11 protein-coding genes and 2 CRISPR repeat arrays (1 of these 13 running past the window's edge) are annotated in these 13,835 nt (G+C 37.8%); of the genes, 1 reads left to right on the forward strand and 10 read right to left on the reverse strand.

The genetic code is table 11. From position 1 onward, the window contains the following. Positions 1-432: direct repeats of the CRISPR family, unit length 36 nt; unit sequence GCCATAGTTCCCCTATAAATCTTGTTATGTTATGCT; it begins 659 nt to the left of the window's first position. Positions 433-587: 155 nt separating this feature from the next. The 7 genes from E0E32_RS05540 to cas9 all read right to left on the reverse strand — a co-directional run bounded on the left by E0E32_RS05540 (position 588) and on the right by cas9 (position 9,705). Further along, positions 588-842, reverse strand: a complete 255-nt coding sequence (locus E0E32_RS05540; RefSeq protein WP_066189527.1) for a DUF5348 domain-containing protein — start codon at positions 840-842, stop codon at positions 588-590. Further along, on the reverse strand, positions 839-1,639 hold the full coding sequence (locus tag E0E32_RS05545) for an ExeA family protein (RefSeq protein ID WP_066189525.1): 801 nt from the start codon (positions 1,637-1,639) through the stop codon (positions 839-841). The genes E0E32_RS05540 and E0E32_RS05545 overlap by 4 nt, the downstream gene beginning before the upstream one ends. After that, positions 1,632-2,900, reverse strand: coding sequence for a TnsB C-terminal domain-containing protein (locus E0E32_RS05550; RefSeq protein WP_066189521.1), 1,269 nt, complete (start codon positions 2,898-2,900; stop codon positions 1,632-1,634). The genes E0E32_RS05545 and E0E32_RS05550 overlap by 8 nt, the downstream gene beginning before the upstream one ends. 86 nt (positions 2,901-2,986) lie before the next feature. Then, positions 2,987-3,568 (reverse strand): DUF6431 domain-containing protein, encoded by a 582-nt coding sequence (locus E0E32_RS05555; RefSeq protein WP_066189519.1) that lies wholly within the window; start codon positions 3,566-3,568, stop codon positions 2,987-2,989. Positions 3,569-3,721: 153 nt separating this feature from the next. Continuing rightward, positions 3,722-5,139: direct repeats of the CRISPR family, unit length 36 nt; unit sequence GCCATAGTTCCCCTATAAATCTTGTTATGTTATGCT. Positions 5,140-5,290: 151 nt separating this feature from the next. Further along, the gene (gene cas2 / locus E0E32_RS05560; protein WP_130859229.1) at positions 5,291-5,599 is read right to left on the reverse strand and encodes a CRISPR-associated endonuclease Cas2; all 309 of its coding nucleotides are present in this window, start codon (positions 5,597-5,599) and stop codon (positions 5,291-5,293) included. Between the two features lie 4 nt (positions 5,600-5,603). Next, the gene (cas1, locus tag E0E32_RS05565; protein WP_130859230.1) at positions 5,604-6,506 is read right to left on the reverse strand and encodes a type II CRISPR-associated endonuclease Cas1; all 903 of its coding nucleotides are present in this window, start codon (positions 6,504-6,506) and stop codon (positions 5,604-5,606) included. Then, complete coding sequence (gene cas9 / locus E0E32_RS05570) at positions 6,496-9,705, reverse strand: type II CRISPR RNA-guided endonuclease Cas9 (RefSeq protein ID WP_130859231.1); 3,210 nt, start codon at positions 9,703-9,705, stop codon at positions 6,496-6,498. The genes cas1 and cas9 overlap by 11 nt, the downstream gene beginning before the upstream one ends. Positions 9,706-10,291: 586 nt before the next feature. Here cas9 and E0E32_RS05575 point away from each other — a divergent pair. Continuing rightward, the gene (locus tag E0E32_RS05575) at positions 10,292-10,642 is read left to right on the forward strand and encodes a hypothetical protein (protein ID WP_066187904.1); all 351 of its coding nucleotides are present in this window, start codon (positions 10,292-10,294) and stop codon (positions 10,640-10,642) included. 187 nt (positions 10,643-10,829) lie between these two features. On the opposite strand, the gene E0E32_RS05580 is transcribed toward E0E32_RS05575, so the two are convergent. Genes E0E32_RS05580 through E0E32_RS05590 form a run of 3 tightly spaced genes read right to left on the reverse strand, consistent with a single transcriptional unit; the run spans position 10,830 to position 13,781 of the window. Continuing rightward, positions 10,830-11,792 (reverse strand): hypothetical protein, encoded by a 963-nt coding sequence (locus E0E32_RS05580; protein ID WP_066187906.1) that lies wholly within the window; start codon positions 11,790-11,792, stop codon positions 10,830-10,832. After that, positions 11,789-13,021 carry a glycosyltransferase family 2 protein gene (locus E0E32_RS05585; protein WP_066187907.1) on the reverse strand — a complete coding sequence of 411 codons (1,233 nt, stop codon included), beginning with the start codon at positions 13,019-13,021 and terminating at the stop codon, positions 11,789-11,791. The genes E0E32_RS05580 and E0E32_RS05585 overlap by 4 nt, the downstream gene beginning before the upstream one ends. Positions 13,022-13,028: 7 nt before the next feature. Continuing rightward, positions 13,029-13,781 carry a hypothetical protein gene (locus tag E0E32_RS05590; RefSeq protein ID WP_066187909.1) on the reverse strand — a complete coding sequence of 251 codons (753 nt, stop codon included), beginning with the start codon at positions 13,779-13,781 and terminating at the stop codon, positions 13,029-13,031. Positions 13,782-13,835 lie beyond the last annotated feature (54 nt).

Genomic DNA, 13,835 nt, shown 5'->3' on the forward strand with positions numbered 1-13,835 from the left:
GCCATAGTTCCCCTATAAATCTTGTTATGTTATGCTATGGCTTTAAATAGTGATACCGTTACTGGAGCCATAGTTCCCCTATAAATCTTGTTATGTTATGCTTAAGTTCGTTCAATTCATTTAAAAAAAGAGGCCATAGTTCCCCTATAAATCTTGTTATGTTATGCTTGGTCTTCTGGAATTTTAGAAACGGCAGCAGCCATAGTTCCCCTATAAATCTTGTTATGTTATGCTATGCAAACCATTCGAATCCATGTCATCCGTGCCATAGTTCCCCTATAAATCTTGTTATGTTATGCTTGATAATAGATTGTTAAGTACAGCCCATCAGCCATAGTTCCCCTATAAATCTTGTTATGTTATGCTTCACTGTTGTTAACATCAATCTGTTCTCCTGCCATAGTTCCCCTATAAATCTTGTTATGTTATGCTCATATTCATGTAAACTACCACATTAATTCAGACATCCTTTTCCATTTTATATCAGGGAGAAATCTGGAGTAATGTGCTCGTTTATTCATTTAATTTCCGATTTGAAAAAACTTTGTAAAATTATTTCAGATACTATTCCAGAAAAAATGCCCCTTTTAAGAGGCATTTCCTGATGTGATATCTATGTATTCTATACGAACTTTGTAAACCTCGAATACACGTAAATTAAATGCTACATCTTCATCTAATATCACATACCACTCTTGATCTTCTTTTCCTAAATATGCTTTGAAATAATGCTTTTGAATACGTAATTCAAAAGCCATTCCTTCAAATGTTTCATAGTCTTGCTGGCCAATCCAGATCTTCCATCCCTGTAAATCAAATATCATGATTCCTTGCCGCATCATAGGCCACTTTCCTCTGTTGCCATACGAACAATCTCTTCATCAATTTGTTGTTTTTTTAACTGCGCTCCATACAGAAGACAATTTGAAGCTAATGTGTTAATGATGCGTGGCCATCCTTGCGAACGTAAAGCGATAGCTTCTAAACCTGTCTCTGTAAAAATCGGCATCTTTGCCCCTGCCAGTTTTAACTGATGCTCCATATAAGCAGTAACGTCTTCTTTATTCAATGGCTGGAATTGGTATCTCATAATAATTCGTTGAGCCAACGGGCGATGGTGATTCAAATGGAGCCGCGTTTTCAAATGCGGCAGACCAGCTAGTATCAGAATAAATGGATTCGACGAATCCATTTGGAAATTGAAAAGAATAGCTAAGTCCTGTAAAAAAGCATCTTTTGCCATATGCATTTCATCTAAAATAAATATGGGCGTTATTTTACGCTCCTGCTCCATCCGTTCAATTCCTTGTTGAATCTGACGAAATAAATCTACTTTACGAAACTTAGGTTCTTCTCCTAGTCCGTATGCTAGCCCCCGGTAGAAATCCATCACCCCTCCGGTGGACAACGGAAAATAGACGACATGGTATAAGGCTGGGTTAAGTGAATTCTTAAAGGCTCGTAAGGTGTACGTCTTCCCAGCACCAGGGTCACCTATCAACAACCCAATTCCTTTAGACTTTTGTAAATACCCAAGACCATTCATTGCCTCTTGATAACTCGTCGATTGGAAGGCATTTGTTGCTGTTGCTTCCTTGGTAAAGGCTTCCTTTGCTAAGGAATAGTATGTTTTATACATGATCCTTTCCCTCCTCCTGCCTTGCTTCAGAGAGAGAAAACGGCGATGGTCCACGTTTGATATGGGCGTTATCGTGGATGGTGACCGCTCTGGCTTCAGCTGCCTTTTTTCCGTCCTCAAATACATAAACATGTTGTTCATCCATACGAACTTCAATTCGCTGACCAATATATTCCGAAGGAACTTCATATAACTGCTTGTCCAATGTAATCGTTCCATCTTGCTTTACTTTTCTCTCTACCCGTCTTAAAAAGATGGTTTCTAAAATAGAGAGGTCCTCTAAAAAGCTGATTCGATCTAGCTGCGATTGGAATACTTCATGTGGCGTTTTTCCTTCTAAGGAAGCGTGTACTCTCCGATGATAATCCTCTTCGAGCCAACACCAGAATCTCTCATTTAATTCCTCCAAAGAGGTAGCTGGATTGGTTTGAAGTAGTGGATAAAAACGCGTTTGTATCGTCTTAAATAACCTTTCTATTTTCCCTTTGCTTTTAGGATCGTAGGGTTGCGTATGAGCTAAGGTAATTCCTAATTGGGCACATGCATACTGTAGCGTTTCTGACCGATAGATCTTTCCATTATCTGCATAAATGATGTTTGGCTTTCCTCTGCGTATGAATGCCTCTTTGGTCACTTCTCTTAAACCATCAAATTTCTCAGAAGAGAAAAATTGTCCATACGGTACCAATCTCGAACAATCATCAATATAAGCAATAAGAAACGTTTTCTTCATTTTTCCATTAACCGGGACATAAGGGCCGTGTGATAAATCTGCCTGCCATAGTACATTGACTTTATCATGCGCAAAGCGTTTTCGTTCTTTCTCTGGATGATAATGAATATAATTCCTTCCTGCCATCTTGTGTTTTTTTAGTAATCGGTTTATAGTAGAGTAAGAGATTTGATTTTTGTTGATTTCTCCATTTCCTATTAGTTGTTCGTAGAAAACACTAACAGGCATATGGAGAAATTTTTTTCGTGTTTCTAGTATATGATCTTTGTCATCCGGAGATAATCTTCTGGCGCCCCCTCGATCAGAACGCCTTTTAGGCTTTAATGCATCAAATCCATTCCTTCGGTAATGCAGATGCCATTCTTGCATTGTCTTGGCTGCAACCTTTCGTTCCCCATAATAAGGAATCGTATGCATTTTCCCTTCCATTTCTTTCAAATAATCCTTTGGCTTTACTTGTCCATTCAAAAGTGGGGCAATCAATCCATAACGAAATAAAGCAATTTCTTCCCGTGTTTTTTCATTCATGAACTTTTCCTCCTTTTTATAGAAGGATAACCGGTTATCCATTGCTTTTATTCTACTTTGTCCTTCCCATCAGTGCTAGGAAAAGTCTATGTGGGATGAATAGTATTCTTTTTTGGTGGTAAATATGGTAGAATTAATTTGCCCATAAAATAGGATGATAAATGACCCCAGCTCCTTCGGAAGAAGGAGGTTGATTCGCCAAAATCTTGGATCATTGTCACGTATTTTTGGGCTTCTTTTTTTATATCCTTCGTGAAACCCAATTGATATCCTGCGTCTGTAAAAAAGCTATGGGTCCAATGGATGCTTTCATAAAAACGTTTCAGATGTTGTTCTAATTGCTGGCGACTTCCTTTTACTTTCTCTCCCTTAAGCACACTGCTTAATCTTTCCATCATGGTATCCAATGTATGTTGAAAATAGGGAATTAAGAAACTCGGTAAAATAGAGATCGTTACTTGACAAACCAAACACCTGAAACGACATATAGGAATGTGTAGTTCCTCTTCCTGGTTTATTCCGTATCTCCAATAATAACCATGTCTGTGCAAGTTTCCATAAGCAATTGCTTGGCAATTTGGGCACCATTTAAATAACGGAAAGTTATTCTTTTTTCCTTTCTTCTCATATTCTTCTATCCCAATTCCAAAGTCGTGTAAAAAAATCATTAAAAAACTCCCCCTTATAATATGCAAAAAATTTAGCATATTACTTCAGGAAAGTACAGTAATTATCCTGGAGGAGTTTGAACAAGATAACCCTATTTGAGAGGAAATAAAGTGATGCTTTACAATATTCAGGCTTGGTGTATGTCGTAAAGTGCCATAGTTCCCCTATAAATCTTGTTATGTTATGCTCCTGTTGAAGAAGGATCAGAAGTATCTGAAGCCATAGTTCCCCTATAAATCTTGTTATGTTATGCTTTGGTAGACTTGTCTTGTTATCATCTGTAGCCATAGTTCCCCTATAAATCTTGTTATGTTATGCTGCAAGTTGATGGTATGGTTAACAATCTTAAGCCATAGTTCCCCTATAAATCTTGTTATGTTATGCTAGGATAGAAGGTGAATGTTTATGGGCGTTCGCCATAGTTCCCCTATAAATCTTGTTATGTTATGCTAGGATAGAAGGTGAATGTTTATGGGCGTTCGCCATAGTTCCCCTATAAATCTTGTTATGTTATGCTTATATTGACCACTTGCATAAATGGCGTTTTGCCATAGTTCCCCTATAAATCTTGTTATGTTATGCTGGTTTTTTAGAAGTAATAATATCTGAGGCGCCATAGTTCCCCTATAAATCTTGTTATGTTATGCTAATTTATCGGTGGGATGGTTAACGCCATCGCCATAGTTCCCCTATAAATCTTGTTATGTTATGCTTACCTTTAATATAAGGAGAACTACTTTATTGCCATAGTTCCCCTATAAATCTTGTTATGTTATGCTTCGAGATATGCTGAATGTTCGTGCGATTCGGCCATAGTTCCCCTATAAATCTTGTTATGTTATGCTTTTCTTTCGCCTATCTCCTCGACCTCTACCGCCATAGTTCCCCTATAAATCTTGTTATGTTATGCTGCCTCTCTCTTAGGACTCTTATGCTGAAAGGCCATAGTTCCCCTATAAATCTTGTTATGTTATGCTCCCTTGCTATTGCATGGATCAATGTGGTTGCCATAGTTCCCCTATAAATCTTGTTATGTTATGCTTGTTGGCACTTATGCTAAAACACAACTTTAGCCATAGTTCCCCTATAAATCTTGTTATGTTATGCTAAAAAATCGCTAGGTTGAACACCTGAACCAGCCATAGTTCCCCTATAAATCTTGTTATGTTATGCTTGGTGATTAGTTTCCAAACCACCCAGGTTAGCCATAGTTCCCCTATAAATCTTGTTATGTTATGCTGAATATGGAGTATATCCCATCACCCAGTTAGCCATAGTTCCCCTATAAATCTTGTTATGTTATGCTGAAAAACCAGAGTAGTAAATATAATACCACGCCATAGTTCCCCTATAAATCTTGTTATGTTATGCTCATATTAAATTGTAAGGGAAGTGACTTTATGCCATAGTTCCCCTATAAATCTTGTTATGTTATGCTTATGAAATTCAAAGTTAGCTTTGAATTCACGCCATAGTTCCCCTATAAATCTTGTTATGTTATGCTTGATTTTGTTAGCTACGTTGACAAAGGAGCGCCATAGTTCCCCTATAAATCTTGTTATGTTATGCTATTTCCCTCACAACCCCTTATTCCCCAAGGGGTTGTGCCATATTATTTCTTTTAAAAAACCTAAAAAACTATCAAATTAAAAAGCAAATGATCAATTTTTAAATCAAAAACTTACTGAAATTAAAAAAAGCCGCCAGTTGGCAAGCTTTTTTCAGAAAAAATCTGTTATGTTCGAATCAATTTCTTCATTGGCACTAGTATCACCTAGCAATATCTCCATCTTTTCAAACTGCTTTTCGGTTACCTTTAATGTTCGAATAGCTCCATTTACTGGTGGGATGTTCTGTCTTAATCGTTTCATATGTTTCTGTACCGCCTCTTCACCATTGCAAATCCGATAATATACAGAGTATTGCAACATCACATAGCCGTCATTTAATAAAAATTTACGGAATCTCGCATATGCCTTGCGATCACGTTTTGCGACTACTGGGAGATCAAAGAATACTAATATCCTCATAAATCTACTCATACACATGCATTTCCATAGATTTTAATTCAGGCAAAACAATAAATTTCGGATCGCCATTTCGGCATGCAGCGACATAACTTTTAACCATCCAATCCACTCCATTTGTAATACTTTGTTTCTCACCTTTCCAATAAGCGGAATAACTTAAAATTTGAAATAATTTCTCCTTGATTTCGTTATTCCAGACTGAATCCTCTTTGACATAAGCGGCAACTGTATAGTCTACAAAAGGCCGAAGTGGTTCCATAAAATCATCTGCTAAATTAAAGGCATTGGTCTGACTATCGTGGAATATTCCAAGAGCTGGCGTAAAACCATAACGAACTAGAGCCCTTGCCACTAATGAACGAATCAAGCTATAACCATAATTTAAAGCAATATTTTGTGGATCTTCTCGTCGTCTAGTAAATTGATCGCCAAATAACTTATTAAAATAGAATTTTGCTGCATATGCTTCTTTGTTGGTTCGATCGCCTGATTCCACTTGTTTGGCCATTGCATGCAGGACATCTGCTTCTTCCGATTGATAGGATAAATCTAAACAATTTGCTTGATTCTCAATTTTTGCTTGTACTACTTTTTGCCAAATTCTCTTTTTAAAGGGTTTTGATAAGCCAATTTGCATATCCAGTACTGCTTTTTGTCTAGAATGTTGATGGAATGATTGCAAAGTGGCACTTGGAACGCGTTTTTGGTCGCATACAATCAATTCTACATTGTAAGCAGCACATTGACTTAATAGAACACCCGTTAAAGTAATAGCCGGATCCTCTATCGTAAGCGTACAAATATCCTCTAAAGGAATTTGTACGCTTGTTTCTTGTTTAATCATTAGCTGATTATTTTTCACCGACAACTTTGCTGGATTACGAACGATAATATGCCTATAAGCCATAAGCAAGCTCTTTCTGGACCTTTTGCAGATCCCCAATTGGAGTAACGTTATATTTTTCAAACTGTTTCAAAGATTTTATACCCGTTCTTTCATCGAAGCTACTATCGGACTTAACAATAGAAATAGCCCCTGTAGCAGTATCAAGACCTTTATAATAAAAATAACCTTGTTGCCAATCAATGTTGGTTCCTTTAACTGTTTTGATTTTAGCTAATTGAATATACATTAAATCATTCGGAAACAGACTAAACTTATACTCGTGATTATCTACTTTCTTCACCCATTTATTATATGGTTTGTGTGCTGTTACAAATCGATCTGGCCTATTCCCTTGCTTAATATCCGCCACATACACCGGCAACAAATAATATTTCTTCGTATTCACATCCTGGTACACATCTGTTCTTGCAATACTGGCGTTATAAGCAACCGTATCTTCTCCCTTAACCGATACCAGCCTGTTTTTCTTATCCTCTATCTTCACCGATCGGATCAGTGGAGCATTTTTCATATTTTTGGATGGTTTGTATAATGGTTCAGCAAATGCCTTTTGTTTATTTCCATTAAAGGACAAATACCTGTCTCTGATCGCATCATATGTTTTTCGGTCGTTTTCTTTTCCAAACATCGGAAAGTGTCCGTCTTTATCAAATGGAATATCTGCCAGCTTCGTCTTCGTTACAATCAATTGATAACCATCATCCGTTTCACCACGATTACGTCTAAACTTCTCCTGATGTAATTGTCCCTTAACAGAACGTTTTGGCATCCAGGATGGAAAAATAGGTCGCACCTGATCGCGAAATGCAGCATCGTCTTCATAAAAGTTGTTGTTCATGATCGCCGTCATCATTGCATCTGGATCTTGGATGAGCCGCGTTCTTAATTCTTTCGCAAACTTTTTCCATGGTTGCGGGAATTTAATATCGTTTTTCCTTAACAATTGTTTAGGATGTTCCTCCGCTTTTTTAAAATAATTACTTACCTCGTCACGAAAAGGACCACTCGTTCCTACAATCGCGGCATCAAGAGCATGATGCAGGCTATTTTCTTCACGAACTTTATTAAACCCCCAGCGCTTACGCAATAAAGCAGTATAAGCACCGTTTACTGGATACACATTTTGTTTCGAATTACTGTCAAAGTGTAAATGATCCGCAATAAAGGTTTTAAAAAAGCGAGTAATATAACGAGTATCATTCAAATGCCTGTCACGAAATTCTTGTTCACTGCGTTGAAATGATTTATTCTTCAAATTTTGTTTTTTCTTGCGTGACATGTGCAAACCATCGACGTAGGTAGAAAACTGTTCCCATCTGGCATGATCAGAACCAAACCACTCAAATGGTGTCCTATCCTTTTTATCTTGATTTTGACCAGCTAGTACTAATACCTTATTATGATTGCTATCATTAAAACTGCGACTATATGGGATAATATGATCCACCTGTGCATAGCCGGGTTCAAAAAGTTTCTCTAACGGGATATGCTGTTTTGAATAAATACAACAATGCTGCTGTTCTTTCCAAAGCTTCATTTTTAAGATATCATGCCCCTTGATATCTGATCTTTCAGGAAAAAGATCACGAATCTCTTCCTTGGCATTCTCATTAATCGATCGGTTCTTATCAAATTGTTTCTCTATTTCTCTCCGGTCTTGATAATTCCGCCCCATCTCGCGTGCCAATTCGATATATATATGGCGAGGAGAACCATACTTTTTAATAATACTGTTGACTACTTTTCTCGCTTGGCTTAATGCCCGTAGAACAATTGGATTGAGAATCTCTTGTTCTGGTATAACCGGCAATAATTTTTGTTTAGGTAGATTCTTTTCTTGATCCAACATATAACCAGCTTTCTTTGCTGCATCCGTATAATAGTCACCTTGTTCCATAAAAGGGAGAAGATTGTTTAACGCCTTTAAGGATAAATGGCCAAATTTTGAGAAAGATAATTTCAGCAATACTTCAATCAGATCATCTTCATAACAGTGGTTAGCAATATTTCTCATAGGCTTTCCCTTGCTGTTTATCCATTGATTACGCAAATAGTCTTGAATATCCTCATCGCTCTTAAAGACCGTTAAGGCATAGCCAAATGTGTCAAAGTCAATCGCAGTGAATGCTTCTAGCCGCTTCTTACCTAATTCTTTCTTGATGGCTTTGCGGATTTTATACTGGTCCTCCATCGAAATAAAGATTCGTTTCTCGCTTTCGCTTAGCTTGACATCGTCGGCATAATAAAGCTCACTAAACTTTTGATCTTCCGACAATTTTAAGGCCTGGCGTATATCAGAATATTTGGCATCTTTTTTATCAAAAAACTTATGAACCACTAGTTCTCGTTCTTCAACAGTTAATTGTCGCTTCTCTCCCTTTACATCCATAATATGTAGTCGATTCAGTTTATCCAGAGCGCGAAACTTGCTAAATGTATACGTCGCCTTAGGGACACGCTTGGCATTTTGTTCTAGAGAACACGAACCTATCTTTTCTAAAATATCGTCCTTGGACGCAACGGGTCGCTGTGAGCCCCACAATTCTATGTAACGTTCCTTATTTGCTGTCGTTGCAAATGAATGACCGAACTCCTGTTGCTTGTCAAAAATAGAAACAATCTCTTTTTTTATATCGGCGCGTAATAATACACCAGAATAATCACCATCTTTATTACGCAATGGCTTATCTTCCTCTACTAACATATGTGAAATCGTCCGGTACCTTTTTTCTACCATTAAATTGTGATTTTCTTTAATAGCAGACAGGACCTTACCCGATTCGTCATCCTGTTCTTCGCTTTTGCGATTGGACTGATAACCACGATGTTTGGCGCAATGGATCAGGATACGGGCAAATTCACGATTGGTTAACTTCCGCTCAGTCCCTAGCTTACGCAACACCCAAACATCCTCATCTTCCTTTGTAAGCGGATATAATTCATCCAACTCTTGTTTGGTTAATAGGGCGTTTTGAGTGATAAAGTGTTTGATTCGCTCCACGCGGTGCTTTCTGCGTCTCAGGCGTCTTCTTGTTGATCGTGCTTCACGCCTAGGCGCAGCGAGTGCTGATCCATCTTTCGGATTTTCTGCCACTTCAAACAAGCGAACCCCCCAGTCTTCCAACCTCTTTTTATCACGATTGATCACTGCCCAACCAACCGAAGTAATCCCAATATCCAAGCCAATATCGTATTTCACCTTTATCACTCCTTGCTAAGGATAATTTTTACATACATATATGAAAAAAATGACTAAATCGCTTTAGTCATTTTTAACGGGGAGAAGCCGAGTAACTCGGCAGGCGATCCCCTACGCCGCGGCTTAAAAAGCCTTACCATAGTAACTTACTATAAACCTTGGTATGTTATGCTGTGAGTTCCCCAACTCACAATTATATTATACAATACTCTATTTCCATTCGCAACCATTTTCCTAATCAAAAGTGAACAAACTTAGATACATAGAATCATATTTTCATCCTGAAATCAGCAAATAGCTAGCCTCCTCAAAATAAAAGGAATTAAACACGCAAGATTTGTTTATTCACACCAATAAGAGCTCCTATTTTTTATAATCATCATTTTCCGTAACATCTAATTTTATGTTTACCTCTAAGTCTCATCTTATGATAAAATAAAGGAATATGAGCCTATGTTATATGATCTATTAAATTCACAGCATATTCTAAATCTCGTTCCACTATTCCAGATTATTCTTTGTTCAACAATTGAGCCGTATTGCTTACGACTATCTATAAAAAAATATATATTAGAGGAGATTTCAAATGAATATGAAGACAAAGTGGCTTGTTGGTGTTTTACTTATTTTTGCAATAATAAATCTATCTGCTTGTGGCGGATCTAGTAAGTGGGTAGGAACATATGGAGGAACTAGTACTAGTGGGAGCAAGATAGAAATCACTATCGATAAAAATGGGGCTGCTATTTACAATGAAGGTGGTACTGAGTACGAAGGGGAATGGACGGAAAACGAGAATAGTATAGATCTTAATTTTGACGGTCAGGTATCTAATAAATCGGAACCCTTGATCGTTACACTTTCTTCTGATGAACAGTCTATAACGGTTGAATCTATGAACAGTAGTTGGAATCCAGATCTATACCAAAGAAGATGAATCATAAGAAATAAAATACATATATCCATATTGAAGATGTTACAATCACAGTCTGTTTATAATTAGCAATCAGGCGCTTTTGTTGAACAAAGAGCAATCTGGAATATGGCTAAACTGCTGCGATAGTCCAGCCATATTCCACTATAAACACTGAATTCCCCAGCTTACTATTTTATACATCAGGCGCTTAACCTCTTTTCTTCATCAACTCCCAATGAATAAAATCAAAAAAATGAAGTTGGCCAGCCGACTCCTGAGCTAATACTTCAGCCCGCTGAAAGACTTCTTCTGCTAAATCTTCATCGCCTATCTTCATGAAAAAGCGATGCAAATAACCATATACAGCCAATGACTCGTACTCTACCGTTGACTCTAAGGTTTCCTTATCATATCTTCCATAAAGACGATCTTCCCGCTCCCATTCTTTGATGATCCAGTCTTCAAAAGCCATATTGACCTGCTCCTTATTTAGTGCAATTAATAACTGATCGACCATATGCGCCTCCCCATCAAATTGATAGGTCTGGGTAGATAGCTCAAAATACTCCGGATAAAATACAGGATCTCCTGAAGCATTTTCCAAAATCAGACGATTGGCTGCTGCCTCCGGGAAGAATTGAAAGAATGCCGGGATTAAGTAGCTTAATGTGATTCGATTGGCGGTCGTTTGGTATTCCCAATCATAGTAATCCACAAATACATCTTTCCATATTTGTGTCTGTTTGATCACCATCAACAAATCCTCAGCAAGCTCGTCATATGCTGGCTCAGAAAATGTATCACTTGCTTCTTTTAAGACCTTAATGATTCGTACATCATCAATTAAAGCATTCACCTGTGTATTATCTGTCAGTTCCCAAGCAATAAAACTCGCCCCATCACTGGTTTGCACAAAATAATCTTGCAGCAAGGCGACTTGTTCAGCGAAACGATCCTTATCCTCCACCTGTAATAAAAACTCTAAATAGAGCCCTACGCTCTCCGATAGATACTGAGAATCTTCCTGATTGGGATAAGCATGAATCAAACCTTGCTCACTCATGTACGCATCTTCCACCTGCTGTTGCACTGATTCATCCATCGACACACGGCATCCTGCCAATAAAAATAATAAACTAATAAAAAACAATAAAGATTTACGACCAATCAAAGGCTTTCTTCCCTTCCTTTGAATCGTTCCGTCTTATCCCATGTAATGGTCTGTCCTCTAAGACGATTCCATATATAACTCAAGGAGCTGCGGAATAACAAGATAATAAAAAGCTGCGCATAAGTAAAATACATCAGCAGGATAAAGCAAACATTCTTTACAGACACATTGTCATCTACTACTAACGCACTTAATAGTTGTGAGGTATAAACAATATAGCTCATAAACCATAAAATCAAGATCGGCGCGCGCATATCAGGTAAAGTAAAACCTAATAGGCCCATGATGAAGAAGATGTCTGACACCAGCAATAAGACAGCAAAGAATAGATAAGTGAATACATGCTGCAAGGATAAAGCAAAGGTACGACCTTTCCAATGAGACAAATCATGAATCGACTTTTCCAATAAATATAGGTTCCCAGTCAGCCACCGAGTCCTTTGCCGAACAAAAGTCTTTATTTTCTCAGGCTCCTGCTCCCAAGTGCGAGAAGCTGGTACGACAGGTAAATGATATCCCATAGCCGTGATTCTTACCGTTAATTCTGCATCCTCTGCCAATGCCCGTACATCATACTCTCCCAATTCCTGCACCACTTGACGTTTTACCAGCATATTGGTACCTGCTAGTGAGCCTAACCGAAATAATGCCCAGCGTCCGCATTGCATTAGCAGTTGAAACACTTGAAATTCTAGGCCAATCATGCGTGTTAAGGCATTTTTGGCCATATTTTTTGTTTTGACATAACCAACTGCCCCTGCTGCTTTTTCATTGTTTTCAGCTGCTTCCACCAATTTCTTTAAGGCATCAGGTTCTGGTTCATTGTCAGCATCGTATACGGCGAAATAATCAGATTGGGAAATCTTCAAACCATAATTAAGCACTCGAGACTTTCCTTTTGGTTCGCCCATTGGCACAGGAATATGATGAATACTTGAAAAGGCTCGGGCAAATTCATCAGCAATAGCTCCTGTTCTGTCAGATGAATTGTCATTCAATAAATAAATATCCAGCTTACCAGGGTATTGAAGTCTTGCCATTGCCCGCAATGTATCGGCAATTACTACTTCCTCGTTATGAGCTGGTATAAAGATGGCAACGCTAGGATAATGCAAAAGTTCAGGCGCCTCTTTTTTCTTCAGTCGATGCCAGATTCCTGCTATATTAATTGCTGAATAATACATCAGCATCAACCAAAAAAACGTCATAATGATTAATAAGATAATCATGGTTTATTTACGCCCCTATTTGTTGTATTTTTTCAATTCTATCTATCTGCTCCACCCGTACTTGGTATGGTGGGTCGATATAGTTCAAGATTTCTTTTAACTTCTGCTCGATTCGATGAAGTACAATCTCTACTCCGTAATGTTCGGTATCCCGGAGTAATACGTATATCGTTGATCCAGAAGAGGTAATTAAATCAAAGTTACTGCGTATCGATCGGAGACCTGCCTCTTCTATTTTTTCCTGTACTACTCGACGAATCGATTTGCTTTTCTCATCGATGGTCAGTTCTACCAGCCATGCCTGTTTGTTATTTCTTTGCACCGATGCCAACGTCCATTTTGCTTGTTCCTGGAATTCGTTCATCGTTAAGATACTCGTGTTCGGCTGACGTTTTTGTAATTCCTTTACTTGTTTTCGTAAATCCACATTTTCATAACCAAGCCTTTTCGTGTAGTGATTCAAAACCCAAAACATCAGAATAAAGCTGGTGAATAACACGTGATCATATATATATAATAATTGCGTCTCTACTGGTTGATTATTAATAAAGGCCGCTACCGTTAACAATGCCGCATAACCAATAACCATTATAATGGTATATAAGAACACAAAACGTTCATGCATGAGTGCCATATTTAATACAGAAACGATTAACAAACCAACAGCTAATAAGTAAAATGGAAATTGAAAATATAAGATGGCCCAACCATTCGCTAATAATAGAATAATTAACAGACTCATCAAAAAGTTGCGATTCATTCGTACTCCTTCTTTCAGCGAGAATTCTTTTATTCTATTGTACTATAAAAGGAC

This window comes from Gracilibacillus phocaeensis (genome assembly GCF_900626275.1).
GTDB classification, from domain to species: Bacteria; Bacillota; Bacilli; order Bacillales; family Amphibacillaceae; genus Gracilibacillus; species Gracilibacillus timonensis.